The organism is Variovorax sp. S12S4 (assembly GCF_023195515.1).
Lineage (GTDB): Bacteria > Pseudomonadota > Gammaproteobacteria > Burkholderiales > Burkholderiaceae_C > Variovorax.
In genome coordinates this window covers 313,381-339,207 of record NZ_JALPKR020000002.1, presented here as the reverse complement: position 1 = coordinate 339,207, position 25,827 = coordinate 313,381, and the positions used below count along the sequence as shown (strand labels likewise).

Sequence of the window (25,827 nt, the reverse complement as noted above, 5' to 3'; positions counted from 1 at the left end):
CTCTCATCCAATAGTTAACCGTTGGGTTGAGTATTGGGCGAATGCGGCGGTATTGTCAAGCGCTGGCGGCACGCTTCAATTCGGCCGGCGCGTGCCCATACGCCCTGGAGAACGCCCTCGAAAAAGCCGCGGCGCTCCCAAAGCCGGCCCGCCGCGCCGTCAGCTTCACGGCGTCTCCGGCCGCCAGGTGCCGGCGCGCCAGCGTGAGTCGCCAGGAGCTCAGGTACGCCATCGGCGTCATACCCACCGTCGCGCGAAACGCCGACATGAATGCGCTCCTGGACATGGCCGTTCGGTCCGCCAGGTCGTCCACCGTCCATTGCCGCGACGGCGCCTCGTGAATCGACACCAGCGCGCGATGCAGCGCGGGGTGCGCAAGCCCGGCAAGCAGACCCGGCTTCTGCGCACCAGTGTCTATTGCGCTTCTCAGCACCATCAGCATGAGCACTTCGGCCAGGCGGTTCAGGGCTGCGCTGCGGCCGCAGCGGCTTTCAATGGCCTCCGAAAGAAATGCCTTCGCGGTGGCCTCCAGCGCGAGCGACTCCTTCAGCGGCACCGATATCTCGTCGGGCATGGCGCTCATCAGCGGGTTGGTGTCGTTGTCGAAATCGACATGGGCTGCAACGCGCAGATCAGGCGGCAACGCGCTGAAGCCACGCAGCCGAAAGACGACCCGGGCACCGGCTTCACCGTCCATTCCGTCCTCGCCCGCCAGCAGCAACACCGGCCCGCGCGTGAGAGGCTCGGCGAGCACGGCAACCCGCAGCTTGAACACCTCGATGAACGCTGCAAGGCGGTCGGCCTTGGCCGGCTTTGGACTTTGAATCATGGAATCTGGACTCTTCATGATCGCAAGCATGCGATCTTTGAGGCTAGTTTGCAACCACCTCAAAGGAACACCCACATGCTGACCCCCGCCAACAAGCCCCGGAACTCGTGGTCGATACCCTCGCCGGCGGCCCCTTTCGCCTGGCCGACGACGCACCCGAGCGAATGACGCTGCTGTGCTTCTACCGGGGCCTGCATTGCCCGATTTGCGCCACCTACCTGAAGGAGCTGGAGCGGCTGACCCCGTCATTCGCAGAGCGCGGCGTCAACACCATTGCCATCAGCTCGGACGGCGAAGAACGCGCACGCGCCATGGCCGAGAAGATCGGCGCAGCCAACTTGCGCATCGGCTACGGGCTTTCGCTTTTGAAGGCCAGGGAGTGGGGCCTGTACGTTTCGGCGTCTCGCGGCAAGACGTCCATCGGCATCGAGGAGCCGCCGCTTTTTTCGGAGCCAGGCTTGTTTCTCGTCAGGCCCGACAACATCGTTTACTACCTCTCGGTGCAGTCGATGCCCTTTGTGCGCCCCAACTTCGCGGAGATGGTGCAGGCGCTGGATTTCGTCATCAAGAACGACTACCCGGCCCGGGGTGAGTACACAGGCCCGCTGCACGAGCAACCGGCCTGAACAGGTAGCGCTGCCTATTCCGCAGCGATGCCCGCGGTCTTGATGATCTGCCCCCAGCGGCTGAGCTCCGCCAGCTGGAAGCGCGCCAGTTCATCGGGCGTGGAGAGCGCAGCCTCCATGCCGGCCTGTTCGACGAGCTTTTGCACCGCGGGCGTTTCGATGGCGCGGTGCATGAGCGCATTCAGCCGCTGCACCACCGGGGCCGGCGTGCCGGCAGGCGCGTAGAGCGCGTTCCAGTAGCCGAACTCGTAGCCGGGCAGCGATTCGGCAATGGCCGGAACGCCCTGCACCAGCGGCAGGCGCTTGGGGCTGCTCACGCCCAGTGCGCGCAGCTTGCCCGCCTTGACGTGGGGCAGGGTGGTGGCAAGGTCGGCAATCATCAGGTCGGTTTGGCCCGCCACCAGGTCGAGCACTGCCGGCGGGTTGGCCTTGTAGGGCACGTAGTTGAACTTGGTGCCCGTCATCTGCTGGAACAACTCGGTGGCCACCTGCGCGGACGAACTGCCCGAGCCATAGTTGAGCTTGCCCGGCGCGGCCTTGGCGGCGGCAACCAGTTCGGCCACGTTGTTGGCCTTGACCTGCGGGTTGACCACCAGCAGCTGATAGCCCTTGGTCAGCAGCGACACCGGCGCGAAGTCCTTGATCGGGTCGTACGAGAGCTTTTTCTGCAGGTGGGGGTTGGCCGACTGCGTGGTGTTGGTGGTCATGAACACCGTGTAGCCGTCGGGCTGCGCACGCGCGACAAACTGCGCCGCAATGCCGCCGAAGGCGCCGGCCCGGTTGTCGACGATCACGGGCTGGCCCGTTTCCTTGGTCAGCTCCAGCCCAATGGCGCGCGCCAGCCCGTCGGTGGCGCTGCCGGCGCTGGAGCCCACCACGATGGTGATGGGCCGCGCGGGAAAGTTCTGCGCGCTGGCGGCGCCGCAGAGCGGAAGAAGCATGGCAAGTGCCAGGAGCGATCGGCGATGGTTCATTGGTTTGTCCTTAATAGTTATGGAGAAGGAAAAGAGAGCGGCAACTTCGAATCCGCGCACTGCCGCAAGAGATCAGCGCAGCAGGTTCCAGCCCGACATGAGCGCGTGCAACTGCCGGTGCTGGTGGTCCGTCAGCGGCCAGGCCGAAGGCGGACGGGTCGCGCCGCAGTCGTTGCCCATCAACTGCAGTGCGGTCTTCACCACGGTCACGTTGGTGCCGTTGTTTTCTTGCGCGCGAAGCTCTTCGAAGGGCAGCATCTCGCCGATGAGCCGCATGGCCAGCGCATGGTCGGCCGCTTCAAGCGCGTTGTAGATGGCCACCGAGCGCTCCGGCAGCACGTTGATGAGGCCCGAGGTGAACCCGCGCGCGCCCACGGCGTAGAAGGGCGGCGCCCACACTTCGGCCAGGCCGCCCACCCAGGCCAATTGGCGGTCTGCGGTGCGGCGCATGGCCTCGGCCAGCACCAGCGGCGTGGGCGAGGCCCACTTCACGCCCACGATCTCGGGAATGCGGCACAGCTCCTCGATGGCGGCCAGGCCGATGTTCTCGTTGCGCAGGTACAGCACCATCGGCAGGCCATCGGCCGCGTCCGCGATCTTTCGCAGGTACGCCACCACGCCGCGCGGCGCAACAAAAGGGTCAGGCGGCTGGTGCACCATCAGCGCGTCGGCGCCGGCCTCGCGCGAGGCGCGCGCCAGGGCGCAGGCTTCATGAACGCTGCGGCCCACGCCGGCCAACAGGGGCACGCGGCCCGCAATGCATTCGGCTGTGGCATGCACCATGCGCTCGGCCTCATGCGCCTGCAGGCCGTAGAACTCGCTGGTGTTGCCGTTGGCAACCAGCACATGCACGCCGGCCTGCACGGCGCGGTCGACCACCGGCTTGAGCGGTGCAACGCTGATGGCGTCGCTGGCGTCGAAGGGCGTTACCAGAATGCCGGAGATGCCGTTGAGTGCCTCGCGCAACGCGCGGCCTTGGAAAGAACTCATGTCGAATAAGGATTGGAAAATGGATGAAGCGCGGAGAACGGCTACTCTAGGAGCCACCGGCAACAGCGTCCAATCCATACATGGGATGCCGCCATTCAAGATTTGAATCGTGTTCCAGCTCACCCAACTCCGCTGCTTTGTGGCCGTTGCCACCGAACTGCATTTCGGCCGCGCCGCCGCCTCGCTGAACATGACGCAGCCGCCGCTCACGCGGCAGATTCAGCTGCTGGAGCATGAAGTGGGCGTGCTGCTGCTCGAGCGTGCGGGCGGCAGCGTGCGGCTCACGCCCGCCGGCGAGGTGTTTCTGCGAGAGGCCGAAGACATCCTGCGCCGCAGCCAGGCCGCCACGCTGGCCGCGCGCCGCGCCATGCGCGCCGATGCCGGCAGCGTGACCATGGGGTTCATTCCCGCGGCCAGCTTCACCATGCTCCCGCAGCTGTTGGCCACGGTGCGCGCCCAGTTGCCAGACGTGCAGGTGATGCTGCGCGAAATGCAGACCGCAGACCAGATCGAGGCCATTGGCGCCGACCGCATCGAGCTGGGCATCGTGCGGCCGTTTGCGCCGCGCAGCTTTACCGAATCGGCCGCCATATTCCGCGAGCCCTTTGTGCTTGCCGTACCGGCGGAGCACCCGCTGGCGCAGCTTGAATCGATACCGCTGGGCGCGCTCGAGGGGCAGGCCTTCATCGAGTTCTGCCCGTCGGAGTCTCGCTACCTCTATGAGTTGGTGGCCGGAAGGCTGCGCGCCGAAGGTGTCGCGCCCGAAGTGGTGCAAACGCTGAGCCACACGCACTCGATACTGTCGCTGGTGAACGCGGGCGTGGGCGTGGCGGTGGTGCCGCACTCCGCGCACAGGCTGCGCTATGCCGGGGTGGTGTTCAAGCCGCTGCACGATGCGAGCGGCTTCGACGTCGAGCTGCACCTGGCTTGGCGCCGCGGCGGCCGGCATGGCGTGGCGGATACGCTGCGCATGCTCATCCAGCAGGCGTATCCGGCTCCTGCAAGGCCGTAGGGTCGCCTACTTTGGGACGGGCACTCGCCGGAGCACGTCGTCGTAAGGCGCCAGGTCGAGAAAGGCGATGACCTCGCTCGCGCGCCTGTCCTTCATGCGGAAGATCCACACATAGCTGTTGCTGTAGGGCACGCCGTCGGCCGCGGTGGTGGTGCCGTCCCAATGCACGACCACGTCGTTGCCGCTGGCCCAGATGTCTTTCACCACCGGGCGTATGGGCGCCGACAACCGGTCGGCAAAAGGCTTTACCGCACGGTCGAGAAAATCTTGCCGGCCGCGGTACGTGCCGGCCACGGGGCTGGTGCCCTTGATGGTCCACACCACGTCGGGCGACAGCACGTCCTGGAAGAAGGTCTTGCCGCCTTGCTGCCACTGCGTGAACGCATCGGCAATGAACTGGCGGTTGCTCTCCGCCACTTGCTGCGACGCTGCGGTATTGGCCGCCGCGTGCAAAGGCACAAGAGCGCCAAGGCTGAGCAGCGCCGCGGCCAGGGCGGGCGCCCGCAGCCTGGAAAGATATCGTGGCTTGGTCATGCAGAACTCCTTTGTCTCGGGTTGAGGGTCAAGCGAACGGGGCCGTAAAGCCGAAGACAAGTCTGCCGCCGCAAGCGCCGTGCCGTTAGCAAGGTTGTCCAGCTTTCTTGTACGATCCTCCGAGAAAACGGGCTCGCCTCAACACTCTTTTTCATGACCGATTCGCTGCTTACGCTGAATGCCGGCTCGTCATCGATCAAGGTCGCGCTGTTCGACGCGGCCGAGGGCGACGGCTCGCTTCCGGTCGCGCGCTGGTCGGGCCAGGCCGATGGACTGGGCACTGGCCTCAAGCCCAGGCTGCGAGTGCACGATGCAAGCGGCGACATGCTGCACGACGCTGCGCTCGAAGGCGACCAGGCTTCGCACCAGGGCGCGCTGGCCGCGCTGCTTGAGTGGCACGCCCGCCAGCACGACGCCACCCGCATTGCCGCGGTGGGCCATCGCATCGTGCACGGCGGCGGCAGCTTCATGGAGCCGGTGCGCGCCGATGAGTCGGCGCTTGCCGAGTTGGCCGCGCTGGAGCCGCTGGCACCGCTGCACCAGCCGCACAACCTTGCGGGCGTGCGCGCCGCCATGCAGGCCTTCAGCGGCGTGCCGCAGGTGCTGTGCTTCGACACCGCCTTTCACGCCACGCAGCCTGACGTGAACCGCCGCTTCGCGCTGCCGCGCGCGCTGCACGACGCGGGCGTGCGCCGCTACGGCTTTCACGGGCTGTCTTATGAATCCATCGTCGCGCAGTTCGCCGAGCATGCGCCGCAGCTCGCGCAACAACGCGTGATCGTCGCGCACCTCGGCAACGGGGCTTCGATGTGCGCGATGGCGCAGGGCCGCTCGGTCGCGACGACGATGAGCTTTTCTCCGCTCGACGGCCTCACCATGGGCACGCGTTGCGGGCACCTCGATGCGGCCGTGGTGCTGTACCTGATGCGCTCGCGCGGCATGTCGGCGGACGCCGTCGAGAAGCTGCTCTTCCGCGAGTCGGGCCTGCTGGGGCTTTCGGGCGTGTCCAGCGACATGCGCGAACTAGAGGCCTCAAGGTGCCTGCGGCCGCTGAAGCCATCACGCACTTCGTCGAGCAGGTGCTGCAGCACATGGGCAGCCTTGCCGCGGCGCTGCGCGGTGTCGATGCCATCGTGTTCACCGGCGGCATCGGCGAAAACGCCGCCGCGCTGCGCGAGCGCATCCTTGAAGAATGCGACTGGCTGGGCGTGAACGTGGATGCCGCTGCCAACGCTGAAGGCGCCACGCGGCTGACCACGCCCGAGAGTCCTGTGAGCGCCTGGGTGTTCAAGACCGACGAAGAGGCAGTGATTGCGCGGCACACCGCGCGTACCCTCAGCCCTGGTAGTTGAGCCTGAGCCCAGGCGTCGGCCAGTCGTCGATGGCAATCAGCCGTCCGCTGCCCGACAGCGTGACGTAGGCCGTGCGCATGTCGCGCCCACCGAAGCAGATGTTGGTGGTGTAGCGGTCAGGCAGCGGCACGTGCTCGCAGGTGCTGCCGTCGGGCGCGACGATGGTGATGCCGCCGTGCAGCAGCGTGGCCACGCAAAGGTTGCCCAGCGCGTCGGCCGCCATCGAATCGAAGCGCTGGTAATGCCCGCCGGGCGATGCGCAGAGCATGCGCCCGCCGTGCGGCGAGGGCCAGCCGTCCTTGCGCAGCCGGCCGGGTGCCGTGATGTCGAAGGCCCAGAGCCGCGCGCCTTCGGTCTCCGCGTAGTAGAGCGTGCGGCCGTCCGGAGACAGCGCGATGCCGTTGGGCGTCATGGCCGGCCGCACGACGGCATGTACGGCGCTGCCATCGCTGTGGCCATGGAACACGCCGCCGCGGTCCATGTCCCGGTCGCGCGTCTTGCCCAGGTCCGTAAAGTAGAAGCCGCCTTGCGCGTCGAACACGATGTCGTTCGGCCCGCGCAGCGCCGCGCCGTCGACCGTGTCGTACAGCCGCTCGGCATAGCCGGTGGAAAGGTTCACGCGCTCGATGCGGCCGCCCGAATAGTCTTCGGCCTGGCCCACGGGGCGGTGGCAACCGTCGGCCTCGGTGTGCCAGCGAAAGCCGCCGCTGTTGCACACGTACACCGCGCCGTCGGGCCCCATGGCCGCGCCATTGGGGCCGCCGCCCAGGTCGGCCACCACCTGCACCAGCCCGTCGTGCCGCACGCGCGTGAGCGTGCCGCGCGCAATTTCGACCAGCAGCACCGAGCCATCGTCCATGGCAATGGGCCCTTCGGGAAACTGCAGGCCGGTGGCGAGTTCGCGGATTTGCATCGGAGGCCCCTTTTCTTTGCAAGGCCTCCGAGTTTGCTTCTTCCTGGCTACTTCGTCATGCCTGGATGGGCGTCAGCAGTTTGTCGGGCGTGATGGGCAGGTCGCGCACGCGCCGGCCGGTGGCGTTGTACACCGCGTTGGCAATGGCGGCGGCCACGCTGGTGATGCCGATTTCGCCCACGCCCTTCACGCCCATGCGGTTGACCCGCGTGTCGGTTTCGGGCGCAAAGAGCACCTGCACGTCGCCGATGTCCGCATTCACGGGCACGTGGTAGTCGGCCAGGGTGCGCGTGACGAAGTGGCCGCGGCGCTCGTCGAGCACCGACTCTTCCATCAGCGCGTTGCCGATGCCCCAGACCACGCCGCCGATGATCTGCGACGCCGCCGTCTTGGGGTTGAGAATGCGCCCGGCCGCAATCACCGCCAGGTAGCGCGGCACGCGGACGAGGCCCAGGTCTTCGTCCACCCACACTTCGGCAAAGTTGGCGCCGAAGGCGTAGTGCGACCAGGTGGCAATGTCCGCGCCCGGCACGGCCGTGTTGCTGGCGCGCCATTCGTTCAGCTGGGCCGCCTGCAGCAGCTCCGCCACGCTGGGCTCGCGCACGAAGCGCAGGCTCACCTTCTCGCGCAACTGCTGCTTGGCCGCTTCGCAGACCGCAAGAGCGGCGGTACAAAAAGTGTTGGCACCCCACGAGCCGCCCGAACCCGGCGTGGGCGGAAGCGCCGAATCGCCGAGCCGCACTTCGACCCTGTCGAGCGGCAGCCCCAGCGCCTCGGCGGCGGTTTGCGCAATGACGGTGTAGCTGCCGGTGCCCAGGTCGGTCGCGCACATTTCGACCACCGCCCGCACGTTGCGGCCGGTGCGCGTGAGCAGCAGGTTGGCCGAAGCACCGCGGTGCGGCGCGCCGCGCGATGCGGCGCTCATGCCGTAGCCCACCAGCCAATGGCCTTGCCTGCGGTTGCGCGGTGTCGCGCTGCGGTTGCTCCAGCCGAATTTTTCGGCGCCGATGCGCATGCATTCGATGAGCGAGCGGCTGCCGAAGGGCTTGCCCGTGTCGAGGTCGGTCATCACGTCGTTGCGCACGCGAAGCTCCACCGGGTCGATCTTCAGCTGCACGGCAAGCTCGTCCATGGCCGATTCGAGCGCAAAGCTGCCCGGTGCCTCGCCCGGTGCGCGCGTCCACTTGGGCGTTTGCACGTTGAGGCGAAAGGCGCGGTGGGTGACCTGCGAGTTCGGCACGTTGTACATCATTCGAGAGATGACGCCGGTCTGCTCCACGAACTCTTCATGCATCGACGTGTGGGTGACGGTGTCGTGGCCCAGCCCGGTGAGCCGGCCGCCCGCGTCCGCGCCCAGCCGCATGTGCTGGCGGTTGTGCTGGCGCAGGCCGATCACCATGAACATCTGCTGCCGCGTGAGCATGTGCTTGACGGGCCGCTTCACCATGCGCGCGGCCAGCACTGTGAGCATGGCGTTGTCGCGCGTGAGAATCTTGCTGCCGAAGCCGCCGCCCACAAACGGGCACACCACGCGTACGTTCTCGCGTGGAATCTCGAAGGTCGATGCAATGGCGGGGGCGGCATCGCTCACCATCTGCAGCGAGTGGTGCACCGTCACCTTGTTGTCGCCCTCCCACACGGCCACGGTGGAGTGCATCTCCATCGGGTGGTGGTGCTCGATGGGCGTGTTGTACACCGCGTCGACGGCGCCCGCCGCGGCCTTCAGGCCTTGGTCGATGTCGCCGCGCCGCGTGTCGGTCTTGTAGCCCGCGTTGATGGCGGCCGGTGCGTAGGCGTTGCGCACGTTGGCATCGAAGCCGATGCGCGGCTCGGCCGCGTCGTAGCTCACCTTCACCAGCGCGGCCGCATGGCGCGCCTGCTCGATGGTCTCGGCCACCACAAAGCCGATGAGTTGGCCGTGGTGGTGAATGACGGTGTCTTGCAGCAGCGGCGTCGCGCGCGTGAAGCGGTTCTGCGGCGTCTCGGGCGGGGGCGGCGGCATCTTGGGCACGTTCTTGTGTGTGAGCACCAGCAGCACGCCGGGCGCTTTTTCTGCCACCGTGGTGTCGATGTCGCGCACGCGCCCAGCCGCCACCGTGCTGCCCAGCGATACGCCATGCACCAGCCCCGGATAAGAAAACTCAGCCGCATAGCGGGCCTGGCCGGTCACCTTCAGGCGGCCATCCACGCGGTCGACCGGCTGCCCGACGAGGGGGAGTGCTTGTCTGTTCATGCGGTGCTCCTGCTCGTGGTTTCCAGCGCGCGCACCACGGCGCGCTTGGCCAGTTCGATCTTGAAGCGGTTGTGCTCGAAGCCGGTGGCACCGGCCAATGCGGCTTCCGCCGCCTGGCGGAACAGCGGCATGCCGGGCTCGGCGCCTTGCAGCAGCGACTCGGCCTCGCGTGCGCGCCACGGCATGTGGGCCACGCCGCCAAGGCAGATGCGCGCCTGGCGGATGCGGTTGCCCTCCATGTCGAGCGCAGCCGCCACCGACACCAGCGCAAAGGCATAGCTGGCCCGGTCGCGCACTTTCAGGTAATGCGAGCGCTGCGCAAAACGGGCGCTCTCGGCCGGCAGGTCGATGGCGGTGATGAGTTCGCCCGGCGCAAGGTTGGCGTCGAGCTCGGGCGTGTCGCCCGGCAGGCGATGAAACTGCGCAATCGGCACGGCCCTGCGGCCCGATGGCCCCTGCAGCTGCACCACCGCGTCGAGCGCGTGCAGCGCCTGCGCCATGTCGCCGGGGTAGCAGGCAATGCACTTGGGGCTGGCGCCCAGCACCGCGTGGTTGCGGTTGAAGCCCTGCAGCGCGCTGCAGCCCGTGCCCGGCTCGCGCTTGTTGCAGGGCTGGGTCACGTCGTAGAAATAGGGGCAGCGCGTGCGCTGGCGCAGGTTGCCGCCGTTGGTGGCGGCATTGCGCAGCTGGCCGGATGCGCCCGCAAGAATGGCTTGCGCCACCAGCGGAAACCGCGTGCGCAGCTGCGGGTGGTTGGCCGTGTCGCTGTTGCGTGCCAATGCGCCCAACCGCAGGCCACCCGCGGGCTGCGCCTCTATGGCCGCGAGCGGCAGGCGGTTGATGTCCACCAGCTGGTCCGGCGCTTCCACGCCTTCCTTCATCAGGTCGACGATGTTGGTGCCGCCGGCCAGAAACCTCGCGCCCGGCTGGCTGGCCGCCTGCACGGCCGTGTTCACATCGGTAGCGCGGGTGAATGCAAAGGGCTTCATGCGCGGCTCCTTCGGGGCATCAGGCTCACTTCGCGCACCGCGGCCACGATGCCGGGGTAGGCGCCGCAGCGGCAGATGTTGCCCGACATGCGCTCGCGAATTTCCGCATCGCTCAGCGGCGCCACGGGCCCGGTGCGCCGCACGTCGGCCGTGACATGGCTTGGCGCACCTTGCTCGGCTTCGCGCAGCATGCCGACCGCCGAGCAGATTTGCCCCGAGGTGCAATAGCCGCACTGAAAGCCGTCGTGCTTGATGAACGCAGCCTGCATCGGATGCAGCTCGTCACCGCGCGCCAGCCCTTCGATGGTCGTGACCTCCGCTCCGTCGTAAGACAGCGCCAGCGCCAGGCAAGAGTTGATGCGCCGCCCGTTGATGAGCACCGTGCACGCGCCGCATTGGCCGTGGTCGCAGCCTTTCTTCGTACCCGGCAGCGCCATCTGCTCGCGCAACAGGTCGAGCAGCGTCGTGCGCGGGTCGACCTGCAGCGCATGGCTCTTGCCGTTGACGCGCAGCGCCAGCGGCACGGAAGTAGAAGAAGAGGGCGGCTGCACCGCATGCGCCCCTGCCGGTGCAGCGGCTGCTGCTGACGCGGCCATGGGCCCGGAAGCCAGCACGCCGGCAATGCCGGTCGCTCCACCCTCTGCAATGAAGGCGCGCCGTGTCAGCTGGCCTGTTGGTGATGGAAGAAGGGTGGGGTCAGGCAAGCCGTCGGCCGGCCGTTCATCGGAGAGGAGAGATGTCATCGTGTGTGGCAACTGCTGGTCGATCGATGAAGAAAAAGGACCTCGTTCGCTGCACGGGTGTGCGCCCATGTGCGCTTTTCAGAGGCTTCGACGTTCCAGCTTAGCTATCGATAACTTGTTGCAGGCATCGGTTTTTTTATACCTGCGGGGTGCGCGTCAGTCGCCGCCGCCACCGCAGCCGCTGCGCTCCAGCACCGGCAGCAATTGCGGCCCCAGCGACTTGAGCAGCTGCGTTGGCAGCGCGCTGGTGAACTTGTACCGCGCGGCATGGGGCTCGTGCACGTAGGCCATGATGGTGCCGAAGTAGCGGTCGCCAATGGTGAACGCGAAGGTCGCCGAGCGGCTGATCTTGCGCTCCGCAGACTTGCGCCCGCCGCCGGTGTGGCCGTAGCGATGGTCGCCGGTGCCGGTCTTGCCGCCCACTTCGAGCGCGCGGCCGTTCGCATCCACCAGCACGCCCTTCAAGCGGCGGGCCGTGCCGTCTTGCACCACCTGGACCAGCGCTTGGCGCACGGTGGCAGCCACCTCCGCGGGCAGCACCTGCTCGGCACTGGCGTTGCGCGGCTCCAGCCGTGTTTCGTAAGGGGTCTCGCGCGCAAAGTGCAATGAGCCCACGCGCTGCACCGGCTGGCGCATGCCGTCGCTGGCGATGATGCCCATCAGCTCCGCCAGCGCAGCGGGCCGGTCGCCCGATGCGCCGATGGCGCTTGCGTATGAAGGCGTGAGCGATTCGAACGGATAGCCCAGGCGTTGCCACGAGCGGTGGATCTGCGCGAACGCGTCGATCTCGATCAGCTCGCGCAGGCGCGTGTCTTGCGCGCTCTTGTGGCGCGTCTTGAAGAGCCATGCGTAGACCTCTTGCCGTTCGCTGGTGCTGGCGTTCAACACATCGGCCAGCGTGGCGCCGGGGTGCTTTTGCAAATAGCCCACCAGCCACAGCTCCAGCGGATGCACGCGCGCCACGTAGCCGCGGTCTGCCAGCGACAGGTTGGCGTAGGTGGTGCGCAGCGCACGCAGTTCGCGCGGCGAGCCTTCGTATCCGCGGCCCAGCTTCTGCGAAAGCAGCTCTTCGAGCCGTGCCTCGTCGGCCTCCGGCTCCACGGTGAACAGCACGCTGGCCAGGCGCGGCGCCGAAGGCCTTACGCCGCGCAGCAGCAAGGCCTGGGCATCGGCGGCCGGCAGGCGCTGGTACTTGCGATAGAAGCGCATCAGAAAGGCCGAGCCCTCGCGGTCCGCAAAGCGCACGAGCAGTTCGCGCCGCCGCGGGTCGGCAGGGTCTTTGAGCAGTTGCTCCGCGTCTGACTCGCCGCCGAACATGCGGTGGCGCACCACGTCGCGCATCAGGCGAATGAACACCAGGTTGATCGAATGCTTGAAGCCTTCGCGCACGGTGATGAACTCGTTGTTGCGCGAGCGCTCGAAATTTTCGAACTGGTGCAGGCCGCCGCCGGTAAAGAAGGCTTCGCCCGGGTTGGCCGAATACTTGCGCTCCATGGCCGCTTCGAGCATGGGCGCCAGGCGCTTGTCCTTGGCGCGCAACAGGTACTGCCGCGCCCACACGCCCAGCGGGTCGCGCGGGCTGGGCGCCAGTGCCGTGAGCTGCGCGGTGCCCAGGCCGGACCAACTGGCGTGCAGCTCGGCCACCAGCTCGAGGTAGCTCACCAGCGTGCGCAGCTTGGCAGTGGAGCCAAGGTCGAGCCGCGCGCCCTGGTTCACGTCGAAGGGCTGGTCGATGCTGTCTGCCTGAACCCGCAGCAGGTTGGCCTGGGGGCCGCGCTCGAACAGCGTGAAGCTGTAGACCAGCGGGCTCGGGTCTGCGCCCGCATCCAGCAGGTGCGGGCCGTACAACCCCGCCGCCTTGGCCGCGGCCGGCATGCGCAGGCCCGCCAGCACCTGTGCCGCCAGCGCTTGCGCCTCGCCGTCCAGGCTGGTCTCGGCCTCCAGGTCGAGCCGCTCCAGGTCATAGGCACGCGGCACGTCGAGCAGGGTGGAAATGTGGGTGCGCAGCGCGCTCGTGGCCTTGCGCTGAACAAAGTCTGGCCGCGCGGTCGGGGGCAGCTCTGGCCGCAGGTGCAAGGGCAGGGGCAACGCCGCATCGCGCAGCGTGGGCGAAATAACGCCCGCCTCGGCCATCAGCCGCAGGTAGCTGTTGGTGAGCCGGCCCAGGCTTGCGCCGTCTCCCAGCAGGTGCTGCGACGGGCGGCGCTGCGCAATCATCAGCGACAGCGCCTGCTTGAAGGCCTGCGCCTGGCGCCGCAGCGCATCGGGCGTGGGGGCGGCGCCCTCGGCCTGGTCGGCCAGCAGGCGGTTCACCTCCCGGAAGTCGCGCCCATACCAGGCCCACAGCCCGTCGCCCATGCCGTGCACCTCGCCCATGCCCGGGCGCGCAGCCAGCGGCACCGTGTCGAGGTAGTCGACCACGATCTGCCGGCGCCGCGCCAGCGTGTCGTCTCCGTCTTGATAGGCGCGCACAGATGCAGACGCCATCTGCCGCAGCTTTTCGCGCACCGAGCCCGTGCGGCCGTGCGGCGAATGGCGGTACTTTTCGATTTGCGTGGCCAGCGTGCTGCCGCCCGTGGCCGACTGGCTGGGGCTGAACACCCGCAGCCCATGCTCCAGCGCGGCCTTGGCAAAGCGTTCGGGGTCGAGCGCCGGGTTGCGTTGCGGCGGCTCCGCGTCGAGCAGGTGGCGGTCTTCGACGAACAGCAGGCTGCTCACCAGCAGCGGCGGCACCTCTTCAAAGCGCTCGTACGCGCGCTGCGGCACCCGCGTGTGCAGCAGCGCCGTGTTGCGGCAGTCGCGCACCGTAAGGCCGGCCTGGTTCTTTTCGCGGTAGGGCGTAAAAAGCCCGCGCTCCTGCAACTCGATGAGCCGCGGCGACATGCGCGCCTGCCTGGTGATGGTGAAGCCTTGCGGCCCGAGCCGCTCGATGAAGCGGGGCAGATCGTGATAGCCCATTCGCTCGTCGTACGGCCCCGTTTGCGGAAAGCGAATGGCGTTGCTCGGGCCCGAGTCGACGCTGAAGGTGGCGCCGGCGGAAAAGTCGCGCCACAGGGCAGATTGCAGCCGCGAGGTCTTCAGTTCATTGACCACCAGAAAGGCACCGAGCGCACCCAGCACGGCGAGCCCAGTGCCGATCCAGAAGACCTTCTTGAACCTTGTCATGCTCTGCCTCGCACACGGTCTGCAACGCGGGTTCGCCCAAGGCGATGATGCGCCTTTGGCAGCAGTTTGGGTGGTGCAGTGCAGCCTGAAACGAGGGAGAACTACCTATTGGGAGTTAGCGGGGTGCCGGCATACAAATGCGGGTTGCCGCCGGGCTTCGAAAAGGAGGCGTCAGCCCACCGCCTTGATGAGTCGCTCGCGCCCCGCCTTGGCCAGCATCGACGCCACCGCGCAAGAGGCCAGGCGCGCCGGCTCCGAGTCGGCCCGGCTCGTCAGGATGACCGGCACCCGCGTGCCCAGCACAATGCCTGCCGCATACGCCCCGCCCAGAAAGGTGAGGCTCTTTGCCAGCATGTTGCCCGCGTCCAGGCTGGGCACGATCAGCACATTGGCGCGGCCCGCCACCGGCGACACGATGCCCTTGATGCGTGCCGCCTCCGGGTCGATGGCGTTGTCCATGGCCAACGGCCCGTCGACTTCTGCGCCGGTAATCTGCCCGCGGTCGGCCATCTTGCACAGCACCGCTGCATCCAGCGTGGAAGGCACCTTGGTGCTGACCGTTTCAGTGGCCGAGAGAATGGCAACCCGCACTGCGGGCATCTGCAGCGCATGCGCAAGGTCGATCGCGTTCTGCACGATGTCGACCTTTTCATCGAGCGTGGGCGCAATGTTGATGGCCGCGTCAGAAATGATGAGCGGCTGCGGGTGCCCCGGAACGTCCATCACAAAGCAGTGACTGATGCGCCGCGACGTGCGCAGCCCGCCCTCGCGCCGCACCACCGCGCCCATCAACTCATCAGTGTGCAGGCTGCCCTTCATCAACGCATCGACCTCGCCGCGCAAGGCCATGGCTACGGCGGCATCGGCTGCGGCGTGGCTGTGGGGGGCGTCGACGATGGGGATGTTGGAGAGGTCTGCATTCGCCTCGCGTGCCGCGGCTTCGATTTTTGCGCGCGGGCCGATGAGCGTGGGGGCGATGAGGCCGAGGGCGGCTGAAGCGAGGGCTGCCTCGAGGGAGACGGCGTTGGCTGGGTGGACGACTGCGACGCGCAGGGGTGGGAGGGCGCGGGCTGCGGTGATTAGGCGGTCGTAGTGGGGGTGGGAGGCGGAGGGTGAGGGGGCCATGTGGGCTCCGAGCGTGGGTGGTTCTGGAAGTTTGCAGTAACTGACTGGAGGACTTCCGCTCAAAGCGGAAGGTGCGCCGAGATAGTTAGCGAATGCCAATCTCACGGCAAATCGTTAACAAGTTACACCACAATGTGTCCATTCCAAGCGATGAACACAATGAGCCCCATCCACGCGGCGCGCGAGTACGTTTTAGAAGCTGTCCAGAAGCCCGCGCTTGCGAGCGCTCTGCCCGATTCGATCAAGTTCAAGATCCGCAGCGCCGGCATATGGGTGAGCCGTTTCAGACGGGTAGGGGACTTGTTCGTATACCTGAATCGATTCAACGGCAGTACGCAGGACGGCCTTTCTGAAGAGATGCGCGCGCTTGGACTCCAAACGTTCGAAGACATCGTTGAACCCTTTGAAGGACGGTTTGCCGATTGGGTGGGTGATCGGTTTCGCGCATCGGACTTCGTCATTGGCGAAACGTACAGCTCGCATGACATCCTGATCTTTGCGGGGATCTACGACACTCGAACTGAAGGGATGCTGGTCATTGAATCAGGCAATCAACCAACGGCAGTCGTCATCAAGGCGACCATGAGCGGCGGCAAGTACAACAACGCGTGGCTGGAAGAAGGCCAACGGCTGAAGTACTACCTGAAGAGCATCACTCGGAACGGCGTCGTGCAATTTGGGGAGCACTTCAAGCCCAACGCGGCGGTCTTGAACGTGCCGGGCTTGCCAGTACTCGCTTTCGTTCGGCAAGCGGAGGGCGACCCATTTGTTTATGCCGGAGCCTTCTCGCGTCAGCAGATGCACGAAGAGCCGGACGGTGCGAAGTGGTTTGAGCTTGCGCTCGCACGCTCTGATGATTTGATCGCCGACGCGGGCTATGTGCAGCGAGAGTTGCAAGACCGCGTGGTTCAAGCCTCAACGCGGCCAAGGCAAGAGCGTCTCGCACGCTTGACCAACGCGCCGAAGAAGCCCAAGACCATTCGGACCGTTTCAACGGCGTTTTTGAGAAATCCCGATGTGGTCGCTGAAGTCCTCTTTCGAGCAGAGGGACACTGCGAAGGGTGCAAGAAGCCGGCGCCGTTTGTCAGCAAGGCCACTGGCGATCCGTACCTGGAGGTGCATCACATCACGCCGTTGGCGCAAGGTGGTGATGACACGGTGGATAACACCTGGGCTCTTTGCCCAAACTGTCATCGAGAAAAGCACTTCGGTTAGCAAGTAGAGCCGTTTCGACCATGGTGCGATAACCCCCGACAGATTGACCAAGCGCGTGCCAGCTCTTAAACGTCGTGACACCTCGGCAGCTCGGAAAATCCAATGCATGCTCAGCTCGAAGCTGCACAAAAGCGAAGCTTCTTTACCCATTGAGCAAAAGAGTGGCGGAAATTTTCTCCGCAATAGGGGTTAATTCCTCTGAGGCCATGGCGGCAGAGGTGAAATACTGGAGGCATTGCCCTTGTTCGAGGCCAAGATGTTTTGCCATCTCAAAGAATTCGTTGTGTTTACCAGCCTGTAAGCCGTATTCGATGATTTCGGCCAGTTCCTCTGGCTCGCAACCAATGCCCAACGACAGATGCGCCAAGACCTTCGTCGCCTCTTGCAGTAACCAAGCTTCTGGCCAGGTTTCGCCTGGCAAATAGCAAATATGATTCTTGAACCATTGGGGAAAGTCAGCGCTTATCTTTTCTGCCATTTTTTTAGCATGTTCTAGATTGTCGGTCTCTTTTGATCGTTGATCGCCATCAAAAATTGCAAGAACAGGTTTTGTTTCTCCCCGTACGTAAAGGGCTGCGAGTTGGCGCGCTAGTGCTGTCGCAGAACCTATCACAGTAATGGTGATTCGCGCTCTTACTGAGGAGGGAAGAGCCGCTGCCAAGATCGCCTTTGCGACTTCGTCTTCGACATAAACGTCAAGTTCCAATCCAGCTTTACCGCCCATCTTGGTAAAGGCAAAATCCGATGAAATTCCTTGTGTGACTCGCGTTTTGCCATTGACATTTTCTACGAAAAATCGTGCATCGTTAGGCAGGCAATCGAATATCTCTCTGGAATGAGTGGTGCAAATAATCTGAGTATGCATTTCCAGGCAAATTTCCTTTAAGCTCTCTATAAATCTCTTTTGAGCTTCTGCATGCAATCCCAGTTCTATTTCGTCCATCACGAGGAGCGCACCATCCCCTGCTGCATAAATTGTTGAGAATATTTCAAACAGCGCATTCTCCCCTGCGCCCATGTTGAATCCTGAGTAGACGTGATCTTTGGTTTTTACGATAGGAAGGCTGTATTTAGAGTGTTCGAGATATCTGAAATCTGAGTACACCTTTCCGAGGATATAGCCGACTATCTCCCGTACTTTGTCTTCCCAGCCTTTTGGTTTTGAATCTTTGAAAACTTTAGAATATGATCTACTTTGGCTTCTTTCGCTATGTGGGACGATTCGCTCAATTCCAAGAAAAACAACTGTCCTAGTGACTCGTCTGTCGTAGTCATTCCATTTTCCGCCTTTTGTTTTTTTCTAATCTGTCCTGCCACTCCAACCCCGTCGGGAACGGTTGGACTTTTTTTCCATTTGTTATAGGCAAATGAGAAATATATCTCGATGCCCTGGGGGAGGTTTCGGCAGAATTTTGAATAAAAAAATCGGAGAATGTATAGTATGAATTTCGGCGCCTCGGTAGTTTGAATCCGTCATCTGCGTTGTGAAACGCACAGCATGCCAACGCGAGAATCGTTGATTTTCCCGCTCCATTTTTTCCGGCAATGGCAGTTATGGGATATTCAAAGGTAATGTCGAGGGAATTCAATCCGCGAAAAACCCCGCTCCGCAAAAGTATCCGCCTGAGTATTCCTCGGGTCATGTCTCCAGCGAACCATGCTCGTAGGGTCTTATCGTTCTTACTCTCGCGATATTTCATGGTCAAGCGGCCGCGCGTTGCCAACACGGCGAGTAAAAGAAGTAAAGATCGTTACATGCGGGTTCACCTTTGTCTATCAAAACTCCAACGAAAACGCGAGGGGGTGCAGCCGGTCGTGACAGCATCACAGAAACACGCCGCCGTGCTGACACGCGAAAGCTAGTAGATCGTGTTTGGCGGAGAGGCCAAATGAAAGAGCAGTACAAGCGGTTCGAAGCCACGGATGCGGCGCACGAAGCCCGCTAAAGTGATTCCGGTCACATTGCCGAGACTAAGAACCAAGGCCCTGTGCAGGGCCGCACGAAGATGAACTACTTCGACGGTCTCGACCAAGGAATACTGCACGGGATGAACTGTGCGAGGCCCCTCACCTCATTCGAGCCGGTTCCTCGCAAGCGAGTACGGCCGCACTTAGACCAGAAGCGCGATCAAGGACAGGCGGCTGCCACACGCAAAGAGGGATCGAGTAGCAAGCGAGCGAACCAACGGCTCGCCCTTGGCCATCAGCCGCGTAAAGGACGAATTCAGCCCTAATCTGCTCGTAGTCACATGTCAGTGACATAGAAAAAGCCCCTAACCATGACAGCTAGGGGCTTTTAAATTGGTGCCGGAGAGATGAATCGAACACCCGACCTTCTCATTACGAATGAGCTGCTCTACCGACTGAGCTACACCGGCTAAGCCTGCGATTATAGCAACCCGTCAGGCCTTTTCGGCGTGGTACTGCGTCAAACGCTCGACTTCGTTACGCGAACCCAACATCACGCTCACGCGCTCGTGCAGTTTGGTGGGCTTCAGGTCGAGGATGCGCTGCTTGCCGTTGGTGGCGGCGCCGCCGGCCTGTTCGACAAGCCAGCTCATGGGGTTGGCCTCGTACATCAGGCGCAGCTTGCCGGCCTTTTCGGGCTCCCGTTTGTCCCACGGGTACATGAACACGCCGCCGCGCATCAAGATGCGGTGCACGTCGGCCACCATGCTGGCAATCCAGCGCATGTTGAAGTCTTTGCCGCGCGGGCCTTCCTTGCCGGCCAGGCACTCGTCGATGTAGCGCTTCATGGGCTCGTCCCAGTGGCGCATGTTGCTCATGTTGATGGCAAATTCTTTCGTGTCCGCCGGAATCTGGATGTCTTCCTGCGTGAGCACAAAGCTGCCTTGCTCGCGGTCGAGCGTGAACATGGCCACGCCGTTGCCCACGGTCAGCACCAGGGTGGTTTGCGGGCCGTAGATGCAGTAGCCGGCGGCCACTTGCTGGGTGCCGGGCTGCAAAAAGTCGGCTTCCTGCACGCCGGGGGTGTCGTCGGGCTTTTTCAGCACGCTGAAGATGGTGCCAATGCTCACGTTCACGTCGATGTTGCTGCTGCCGTCGAGCGGGTCGAACATGAGCAGGTATTCGCCCTGCGGGTAGCGGTTGGGCACCACGTAGATGCTGTCCATTTCTTCGCTGGCCATGGCCGCGAGGTGGCCGCCCCATTCGTTGGCCTCAATCAGCACTTCATTGGCAATGATGTCCAGCTTCTTCTGGATTTCGCCCTGCACGTTCTCGCTCTCGGCGGTGCCGAGCACTCCGCCCAGCGCGCCCTTGTTGACGGCCTGGCTGATGCTTTTGCAGGCGCGGGCCACCACTTCGAGCAGCAGGCGCAGCTGGCCGGGAATGAGGCCGTCGGCACGCTGTTGTTCGACGAGGTAGCGGGTGAGGGAGATCTTCTGTTGTTGATAAGCCATGTGCTTGTGTGTTCCTTGCTTGGTTAGTTACCGGCCAGGGCGCGGGTAACGACTTCGTGGGTGTCCTTGCTCAGGTCGGGCTTGGCGGCCACGCGGGCAATGGCTTCGCGCGCGGCGCTGCGGTAGGGCTCGGCCAGCTTGCTCCAGCGGTCGAGCGCGCGGGCGAGGCGGGCGGCCACCTGGGGGTTGATGGCGTCCAGCTCTATGACGCGCTCGCTCCAGAACACGTAGCCGGCCGCGTCGGGGCGGTGGAATGCGCCGGGGTTGGCGCTGCAATAGCTGAAGATCACGCTGCGGGCGCGGTTGGGGTTCTTGATGGAGAAGTCCGGGTGCTTCATCAGCTGCTTTACCAGCGGCAAGATGTCGCCGCCGCGGTCGGGCGCGCCGGCCTGCAGCGAGAACCACTTGTCGATGACCAGCGCTTCGTCCTTGAACAGTGCATGAAAGCGTGCGAGCGCCTGCGCGGCCAGCGTGTGGCCCGACGACACGAGGGCGTTGAGCGCGTTGAAGCGGTCGGTCATGTTGCCGGCGTCTTTGAAGCGCTGCAGCGTCTTGCCGGGCCACACGGTGTCGCCCGAAGAGCGCGCCGCCAGGCACAAGAAGTTGAGCGCCATGCCGGCCAGCGCGCGGCGGCCCGAAGAGGTCGGGTCGGGCGTGTAGGCGCCGGTGTCGTGGTTTTCTTCGTAGACCTGTTGCCAGTCTTGAAAAAGGGCGGTGGCCAGCTGGGTGCGCATGGCTTCGCGCACCAGGTGCACGCGCTGCGGGTCGACCACGTCGAGCTGCTCGGAAATGTAGGTTTCCGAAGGCAGGGTGAGCACCAGCTCTTTAAAGGCGGCGTCGAGCTTGGGGTTGCGCAGCACGCTGCGCATGGCGTCCAGATACGCGTCGTTCAGCACCGGGGTGGTGTCGGTCGCCAGCGCGGCAATGCCCTGCAGCGCGGCGCGCAGGCCCAGGCGCTGGCCGGCTTCCCAGCGGTTGAAGGGGTCGGGGTCGTTGGCCAGCAACGTCAGCAGCTGGGCGTCGGTGTATTCAAAGTCCAGGATCACCGGCGCGCTGAAGCCGCGCAAGATCGAAGGCACGGGCTCCGAGTCGAGCCCCACAAAGGTAATTTGCTCGCCGGCGCGCGAGAGCACCACGGTGCGCGTGCACGGGGTGCCCGGCGCGCCGCGGGTTACTTCGCTTTCGCCTTCGAGCTGCAGCGCCAGTTCGCGCCCGCTTGCATCGAGCAGGCCAATGTTCACCGGAATGACGAACGGCTCCTTGCTCGGCTGGCCCGGCGTGGGCGGGCAGCTTTGCACAATGCTCAAGGTGTAGCTGCGCGCTTGCGCGTCGTACACGCCGTGGGCGGCAAGACGCGGCGTGCCGGCCTGGCTGTACCAGCGCTTGAACTGCGGCAGCAGGCGGGCCAGCTCTGAATCGGGGTTGGCGTCGGCAATGGCCTGGGCAAAGTCGTCGCAGGTTACGGCCTGGCCGTCGTGGCGCTCGAAGTAAAGGGTCATGCCCTTTTCAAAGCCCTTGCGGCCGACCAGCGTCTGCATCATGCGGACCACCTCGGCACCCTTTTCATAGATGGTGACGGTGTAGAAGTTGCTGATCTCGATGTAGCTGTCGGGCCGCACCGGGTGGGCCATGGGGCCGGCGTCTTCGGGGAACTGGGCGGTGCGCAGCACGCGCACGTCTTCGATGCGCTTCACGGCGCGGGCCGAAGCGTCGGCGCACAGGTCCTGGCTGAACTCCTGGTCGCGGAAGACGGTAAGGCCTTCTTTCAGCGAAAGCTGGAACCAGTCGCGGCAGGTGACGCGGTCGCCGCTCCAGTTATGAAAGTACTCATGGCCGACCACGCTTTCGATGTTGCTGTAGTCGGCGTCGGTGGCGGTGGCCTGGTTGGCCAGAACGTACTTCGTGTTGAAGATGTTCAGGCCCTTGTTCTCCATGGCGCCCATGTTGAAGTCGCTGGTGGCCACGATCATGAAGCGGTCCAGGTCCAGCGGCAGGCCAAAGCGGGCTTCGTCCCACAGCACGGAGTTGACCAGCGAGTTCATTGCATGCTCGGTCTTGTCGAGGTCGCCGGCGCGCACATACACCTGCAGCAAATGCTCCTTGCCGTTGCGGGCGGTAATGCGCTGCTCGCGCGCCACCAGCTTGCCGGCCACCAGGGCGAACAGGTAGCAGGGCTTCTTGAAGGGGTCGACCCACTTGGCGAAGTGGCGGCCCTCAGGCAAGTCGCCCTGTTCGACGAGGTTGCCGTTCGACAGCAGCACGGGGTAGGCGGCCTTGGCGGCGCGCAGCGTTACCGTGTACATCGCCATCACGTCGGGGCGGTCCAGGAAGTACGTGATGCGGCGGAAGCCTTCAGCCTCGCACTGCGTGAAGAAGGTGTCTTCGCTCACGAACAGGCCCATCAGCTTGGTGTTCTTGATGGGGCAGCAGGTGGTGAAGATTTCGAGCTCGAACGCATCGGGCAAGCCGTCGATCACCAGCTGCTCGCCTTCCATGCGGAACGACGCGCCCTGGCCGTTGACCAGCACGCGGGCCAGGTTCAGCTCGTCGCCGTCCAGGCGCAGCGGCTGGGCCGGCACGTCGGGGTTGCGGCGCAGTTGCATGCGGTTGAGCACGCGGGTCTTGGCGGGGTCGAGGTCGAAGGTCAGGTCGACGGTGTCGATCCAGAATGCCGGAGCGGCATAGTCTTCGCGGCGAATGGCAATCGGTTGCCCTTGGGCGTCACGCTGCAGCAGCATCGAGTGTCTCCAGAAAATTCGAATGGGCGAGTTCGTCGTAGTCGCGAACGGCGGCAATCACATGGGGGCCGGCAAGCTCGGCGGCGGAATGGGTGCTGCACACGGCCACGGCACGCATGCCGCCGCGGCGCGCAGCCTCTATGCCGAACGGCGCATCTTCAAACACGATGCAGCGCTCGGGCGCCACGCCAATGCGGCGCGCGGCTTCTAAGAAGATCTCGGGCGTGGGCTTGCCGGCAAAGCCTTCGTCGCCGCCCACAATGGCCAGCGGCAGCGGGTCCATCTTCAGGCGCGACATCGCAAACTCGATGTTGTGCTTGTCGCCCGCGGTGCCCACGGCCACCTTCAGGCCGCGCGCCACGGCAGCCTTGGCAAAGGCGGTAAAGCCGGCAACCTCGGTGAAGTTGTCGCTGAACATGGCGCGGTAGATTTCTTCTTTTTCGTGCACCAGGGCTTGGCACTCGGCGTCTGAAAGCTCGCGCTCGAACAGCTCGCGCATGCACTCGGTGCCGGTGCGGCCCGTGGTGCGCGCAAGAATGTCGGTCACGTCGAGCTTGAGCCCGTGGCGCGCCACAAACTCGACCCACGAGCGCGCATGCCACGGCATGGAGTCGATCATGGTGCCGTCCATGTCGAAGATGAAGGCTTCGACCTTGTCGTGGGTCAGGCTCATCGATTACACGCCTTGCTTCAGCGAGGCTTCGATGAACACGTCCAGGTCGCCGTCGAGCACCTTTTGCGTGGCCGAGACTTCAACGTTGGTGCGCAGGTCCTTGATGCGGCTGTTGTCCAGCACGTAGCTGCGGATCTGGTGGCCCCAGCCCACATCGGTCTTGCTGTCTTCGAGCTTTTGCTGCTCTTCCTGGCGCTTGCGCATTTCGTGGTCGTACAGGCGCGAGCGCAGGCGCTTCCACGCCACGTCGCGGTTGCTGTGCTGGCTGCGGCCGTCCTGGCACTGCACCACAATGCCGGTTGGGATGTGCGTCAGGCGCACGGCCGAGTCGGTCTTGTTGATGTGCTGGCCGCCCGCGCCGCTTGCGCGGAAGGTGTCGGTGCGCACGTCGGCCGGGTTGATCTCGATCTCGATGGAGTCGTCGATTTCCGGGTAGACAAAGATCGAGGCAAAGCTGGTGTGGCGCCCGCCCGACGAGTCGAACGGCGACTTGCGTACCAGGCGGTGCACGCCGGTTTCGGTGCGCAGCAGGCCAAAGGCGTAGTCGCCCTCTACCTTGATGGTCGCGCCCTTGATGCCGGCGGTGTCGCCCGGCGTTTCGTCTTCGATCTGCGTCTTGAAGCCCTTGCGCTCGGCGTACTTCAGGTACTGGCGCAGCAGCATGCTGGCCCAGTCGCAAGCCTCGGTGCCGCCGGCGCCGGCCTGGATGTCGACAAAGGCGTTGAGCGGATCGGCCGGGTTGTTGAACATCCGGCGGAATTCGAGCTGCTTGATGTCGGCTTCGAGCGCGGCGGCGTCGTCGGCAATGGACTGCAAGCCGTCCATGTCGCCGTCTTCCTTCGACATTTCATACAGCTCGGTGTTGTCCGACAAGCCGCTGGTGAGGCGGTCGAGCGTCACGACCACGTCGTCGAGCGACTTTTTCTCGCGGCCGAGTTCCTGGGCCTTCTTGGGGTCGTTCCAGACGTTCGGGTCTTCGAGCGATGCGTTAACCGTCCTCAGACGTTCGGCTTTGGCATCGTAGTCAAAGATACCTCCGTAAATCTGCCGTCCGCGCGCTCAGGTCCGCGAGGGTTGCGCCGATTTGGTTGATTTGTTCTGCGTCCATGGGGTGTCCTGACTGTGTTCGGGGAAACCGGACATTTTCTCATGGACCGCACCGTCGCCGAGGAGAGCCCCTGTATTGCTCCTTCCCCCGCTGGGGGAAGGCTGGGATGGGGGCGGGCTTCGATCGAGCGCTGTGCTTCTTCGGAAGCCGCTTGCCCCCACCCCAACCCTCCCCGGAAGGGGAGGGAGGAAGGCAAAGTCAGAAGGCAGGGACCAGCGAGCCCTTGAACTGGCTCTCGATAAAGCTCTTCACCTCCGGCGACTGGTAAGCCGCCACCAGTCGCTTGGCCCAGGGCTTGTCTTTGTCGGCGCGGCGCACGGCAATCAGGTTGGCGTAGGGGCTCTTGGCCGATTCCTTGATGACCGCGTCTTTGTTCAGCGAAAGGCCGGCCTTTTCGGCGTAGTCGTTGTTGATGGCGGCAATGGCCAGGTCGTCGAGCGAGCGGGGCAGTTGGGCGGCGTCCAGCGCCACCAGCTTCAGCTTTTTCGGGTTGCTCACCACGTCGAGCGGCGTGGCGTTGTTGTTCTTCACCGCATCGGGCTTCAGCGTGATGAGACCGGCCGTTTGCAGCAGCAGCAAGGCGCGGTTGCCGTTCGACGGATCGTTCTGGATGCCGACCGAGGCGCCGTCCGGCAGCTGGTCGATCGACTTGATCTTGCGCGAGTAGAAGCCCAGCGGCGCCGTGATGGTGAGGCCCACGGGCACGATGTCGAAGCCGCGGGCCTTGTTCTGGTTGTCCAGAAAGGGCTGGTGCTGAAAGGCGTTGGCATCCAGGTCGCCCGAGGCCAGCGCGGCGTTGGGCAACTGGTAGTCGTTGAACACCACCACCTGGATGTTCAGGCCGTTCTTGGCGGCGACCTTCTTCACCACTTCGAAGATCTGCTCGCCGTTGCCGACGGACACGCCCACCTTGATGGCGGTCTTGTTGTTGTCTTGCGCGAAGGCGGCGCTACCGGTGAAGAAAATTACGCCCGCAACGGTTGCAAGGGCGAGGGTGCGGCGGCGAAGGGTGCTGTGCATGTTGTTGCGCGAAATCAAAAAAAGTAAGGCCGCGAATGTGGCATTGCCCCGCCGGTTTGGGAACGAACCAATGCGCATATCGATATGGCGTTGTTCGCCGAGCTTCTTCAATGCTTATGCGTTTTCATGCATAAGCAAGCGCCGATTTGTTCGTTCCCTTTTGACG

The 25,827-nt window shown here is 64.4% G+C and carries 19 protein-coding genes, 1 tRNA gene and 2 pseudogenes; 4 read left to right on the top strand and 18 right to left on the bottom strand.

Annotated elements, in window-relative coordinates; genetic code table 11:
- Window positions 1-55: 55 nt before the first annotated feature.
- Entirely contained in the window at window positions 56-829 is a 774-nt protein-coding gene (locus tag M0765_RS01925) for a helix-turn-helix domain-containing protein (RefSeq protein WP_258501691.1), read from the bottom strand.
- Between the two features lie 98 nt (window positions 830-927).
- On the opposite strand from M0765_RS01925, the pseudogene M0765_RS01920 reads away from it, so the two are divergent.
- A pseudogene (locus tag M0765_RS01920) lies at window positions 928-1,455 on the top strand (peroxiredoxin-like family protein); the annotation flags it as partial.
- A 14-nt stretch (window positions 1,456-1,469) separates the two neighbouring features.
- On the opposite strand, the gene M0765_RS01915 reads toward M0765_RS01920, so the two are convergent.
- Complete coding sequence (locus M0765_RS01915; RefSeq protein WP_258501689.1) at window positions 1,470-2,429, bottom strand: Bug family tripartite tricarboxylate transporter substrate binding protein; 960 nt, start codon at window positions 2,427-2,429, stop codon at window positions 1,470-1,472.
- A gap of 72 nt (window positions 2,430-2,501) precedes the next feature.
- Window positions 2,502-3,419 carry a dihydrodipicolinate synthase family protein gene (locus M0765_RS01910; protein WP_258501687.1) on the bottom strand — a complete coding sequence of 306 codons (918 nt, stop codon included), beginning with the start codon at window positions 3,417-3,419 and terminating at the stop codon, window positions 2,502-2,504.
- Between the two features lie 109 nt (window positions 3,420-3,528).
- Here M0765_RS01910 and M0765_RS01905 point away from each other — a divergent pair, with 109 nt between their 5' ends.
- Window positions 3,529-4,431 carry a LysR substrate-binding domain-containing protein gene (locus M0765_RS01905; protein WP_258501685.1) on the top strand — a complete coding sequence of 301 codons (903 nt, stop codon included), beginning with the start codon at window positions 3,529-3,531 and terminating at the stop codon, window positions 4,429-4,431.
- A 6-nt stretch (window positions 4,432-4,437) separates the two neighbouring features.
- Here the strand turns inward: M0765_RS01905 and M0765_RS01900 are convergent, their stop codons facing one another.
- Window positions 4,438-4,965, bottom strand: a complete 528-nt coding sequence (locus M0765_RS01900) for a nuclear transport factor 2 family protein (RefSeq protein WP_258501684.1) — start codon at window positions 4,963-4,965, stop codon at window positions 4,438-4,440.
- Between the two features lie 153 nt (window positions 4,966-5,118).
- Here M0765_RS01900 and M0765_RS01895 point away from each other — a divergent pair.
- Window positions 5,119-6,317 (top strand): annotated as a pseudogene (locus tag M0765_RS01895) (acetate/propionate family kinase).
- Here M0765_RS01895 and M0765_RS01890 read toward each other — a convergent pair.
- From M0765_RS01890 to M0765_RS01865, 6 genes are all read right to left on the bottom strand, one after another.
- Window positions 6,301-7,230, bottom strand: coding sequence for an SMP-30/gluconolactonase/LRE family protein (locus M0765_RS01890; RefSeq protein ID WP_258501683.1), 930 nt, complete (start codon window positions 7,228-7,230; stop codon window positions 6,301-6,303). The pseudogene M0765_RS01895 and the gene M0765_RS01890 overlap by 17 nt on opposite strands.
- A gap of 55 nt (window positions 7,231-7,285) precedes the next feature.
- Window positions 7,286-9,463, bottom strand: a complete 2,178-nt coding sequence (locus M0765_RS01885; RefSeq protein ID WP_258501681.1) for a xanthine dehydrogenase family protein molybdopterin-binding subunit — start codon at window positions 9,461-9,463, stop codon at window positions 7,286-7,288.
- Window positions 9,460-10,452: an FAD binding domain-containing protein gene (locus tag M0765_RS01880; RefSeq protein ID WP_258501680.1), complete on the bottom strand. Its 993-nt coding sequence runs from the start codon at window positions 10,450-10,452 to the stop codon at window positions 9,460-9,462. Before M0765_RS01880 ends, M0765_RS01885 begins: the two co-directional genes overlap by 4 nt.
- A complete protein-coding gene (locus M0765_RS01875) occupies window positions 10,449-11,195 on the bottom strand; it encodes a 2Fe-2S iron-sulfur cluster-binding protein (protein ID WP_258501679.1) in 747 nt (248 codons plus the stop codon). The genes M0765_RS01880 and M0765_RS01875 overlap by 4 nt, the downstream gene beginning before the upstream one ends.
- A 156-nt stretch (window positions 11,196-11,351) precedes the next feature.
- The gene (locus M0765_RS01870; protein ID WP_258501677.1) at window positions 11,352-14,360 is read right to left on the bottom strand and encodes a transglycosylase domain-containing protein; all 3,009 of its coding nucleotides are present in this window, start codon (window positions 14,358-14,360) and stop codon (window positions 11,352-11,354) included.
- A gap of 171 nt (window positions 14,361-14,531) precedes the next feature.
- Window positions 14,532-15,485 carry a bifunctional enoyl-CoA hydratase/phosphate acetyltransferase gene (locus tag M0765_RS01865; protein WP_258501676.1) on the bottom strand — a complete coding sequence of 318 codons (954 nt, stop codon included), beginning with the start codon at window positions 15,483-15,485 and terminating at the stop codon, window positions 14,532-14,534.
- Between the two features lie 159 nt (window positions 15,486-15,644).
- Here M0765_RS01865 and M0765_RS01860 point away from each other — a divergent pair, with 159 nt between their 5' ends.
- On the top strand, window positions 15,645-16,700 hold the full coding sequence (locus M0765_RS01860; RefSeq protein ID WP_258501675.1) for an HNH endonuclease: 1,056 nt from the start codon (window positions 15,645-15,647) through the stop codon (window positions 16,698-16,700).
- Window positions 16,701-16,842: 142 nt separating this feature from the next.
- On the opposite strand, the gene M0765_RS01855 is transcribed toward M0765_RS01860, so the two are convergent.
- The 8 genes from M0765_RS01855 to M0765_RS01825 form a co-directional block, all read right to left on the bottom strand.
- Window positions 16,843-17,805, bottom strand: coding sequence for an ATP-binding protein (locus M0765_RS01855; protein WP_258501674.1), 963 nt, complete (start codon window positions 17,803-17,805; stop codon window positions 16,843-16,845).
- A 166-nt stretch (window positions 17,806-17,971) separates the two neighbouring features.
- On the bottom strand, window positions 17,972-18,343 hold the full coding sequence (locus M0765_RS29370) for an AAA family ATPase (protein ID WP_446751584.1): 372 nt from the start codon (window positions 18,341-18,343) through the stop codon (window positions 17,972-17,974).
- A 659-nt stretch (window positions 18,344-19,002) separates the two neighbouring features.
- Window positions 19,003-19,078: transfer RNA gene (locus M0765_RS01850), tRNA-Thr, on the bottom strand.
- Window positions 19,079-19,102: 24 nt separating this feature from the next.
- On the bottom strand, window positions 19,103-20,122 hold the full coding sequence (locus M0765_RS01845) for a class 1 fructose-bisphosphatase (protein ID WP_258501673.1): 1,020 nt from the start codon (window positions 20,120-20,122) through the stop codon (window positions 19,103-19,105).
- A gap of 23 nt (window positions 20,123-20,145) precedes the next feature.
- Window positions 20,146-22,860 carry an aminopeptidase N gene (pepN, locus tag M0765_RS01840; protein ID WP_258501672.1) on the bottom strand — a complete coding sequence of 905 codons (2,715 nt, stop codon included), beginning with the start codon at window positions 22,858-22,860 and terminating at the stop codon, window positions 20,146-20,148.
- Entirely contained in the window at window positions 22,844-23,533 is a 690-nt protein-coding gene (locus M0765_RS01835) for an HAD family hydrolase (RefSeq protein ID WP_258501671.1), read from the bottom strand. Before M0765_RS01835 ends, pepN begins: the two co-directional genes overlap by 17 nt.
- Before the next feature lie 3 nt (window positions 23,534-23,536).
- Window positions 23,537-24,641 (bottom strand): peptide chain release factor 2 gene (gene prfB, locus M0765_RS01830; RefSeq protein WP_125964635.1). Its coding sequence is split into 2 segments (ribosomal slippage): window positions 23,537-24,559 and window positions 24,561-24,641, totalling 1,104 coding nucleotides; the frame shifts between segments, so codons are not numbered across the junction.
- 198 nt (window positions 24,642-24,839) lie between these two features.
- Window positions 24,840-25,661, bottom strand: a complete 822-nt coding sequence (locus M0765_RS01825) for a MetQ/NlpA family ABC transporter substrate-binding protein (RefSeq protein ID WP_258501670.1) — start codon at window positions 25,659-25,661, stop codon at window positions 24,840-24,842.
- Between the last annotated feature and the right edge of the window lie 166 nt (window positions 25,662-25,827).

Bases quoted from the DNA above. Each gene is read 5' to 3' on its own strand.
- M0765_RS01875 (WP_258501679.1), bottom strand. From the start codon at position 11,195: ATGACATCTCTCCTCTCCGATGAACGGCCGGCCGACGGCTTGCCTGAC.
- M0765_RS01825 (WP_258501670.1), bottom strand. From the start codon at position 25,661: ATGCACAGCACCCTTCGCCGCCGCACCCTCGCCCTTGCAACCGTTGCG.
- M0765_RS01910 (WP_258501687.1), bottom strand. From the start codon at position 3,419: ATGAGTTCTTTCCAAGGCCGCGCGTTGCGCGAGGCACTCAACGGCATC.
- M0765_RS01880 (WP_258501680.1), bottom strand. From the start codon at position 10,452: ATGAAGCCCTTTGCATTCACCCGCGCTACCGATGTGAACACGGCCGTG.
- M0765_RS01835 (WP_258501671.1), bottom strand. From the start codon at position 23,533: ATGAGCCTGACCCACGACAAGGTCGAAGCCTTCATCTTCGACATGGAC.
- M0765_RS29370 (WP_446751584.1), bottom strand. From the start codon at position 18,343: ATGACCCGAGGAATACTCAGGCGGATACTTTTGCGGAGCGGGGTTTTT.
- M0765_RS01845 (WP_258501673.1), bottom strand. From the start codon at position 20,122: ATGGCTTATCAACAACAGAAGATCTCCCTCACCCGCTACCTCGTCGAA.
- M0765_RS01915 (WP_258501689.1), bottom strand. From the start codon at position 2,429: ATGAACCATCGCCGATCGCTCCTGGCACTTGCCATGCTTCTTCCGCTC.
- M0765_RS01885 (WP_258501681.1), bottom strand. From the start codon at position 9,463: ATGAACAGACAAGCACTCCCCCTCGTCGGGCAGCCGGTCGACCGCGTG.
- M0765_RS01865 (WP_258501676.1), bottom strand. From the start codon at position 15,485: ATGGCCCCCTCACCCTCCGCCTCCCACCCCCACTACGACCGCCTAATC.
- M0765_RS01890 (WP_258501683.1), bottom strand. From the start codon at position 7,230: ATGCAAATCCGCGAACTCGCCACCGGCCTGCAGTTTCCCGAAGGGCCC.
- M0765_RS01870 (WP_258501677.1), bottom strand. From the start codon at position 14,360: ATGACAAGGTTCAAGAAGGTCTTCTGGATCGGCACTGGGCTCGCCGTG.
- M0765_RS01860 (WP_258501675.1), top strand. From the start codon at position 15,645: ATGAGCCCCATCCACGCGGCGCGCGAGTACGTTTTAGAAGCTGTCCAG.
- M0765_RS01900 (WP_258501684.1), bottom strand. From the start codon at position 4,965: ATGACCAAGCCACGATATCTTTCCAGGCTGCGGGCGCCCGCCCTGGCC.
- M0765_RS01925 (WP_258501691.1), bottom strand. From the start codon at position 829: ATGATTCAAAGTCCAAAGCCGGCCAAGGCCGACCGCCTTGCAGCGTTC.
- pepN (WP_258501672.1), bottom strand. From the start codon at position 22,860: ATGCTGCTGCAGCGTGACGCCCAAGGGCAACCGATTGCCATTCGCCGC.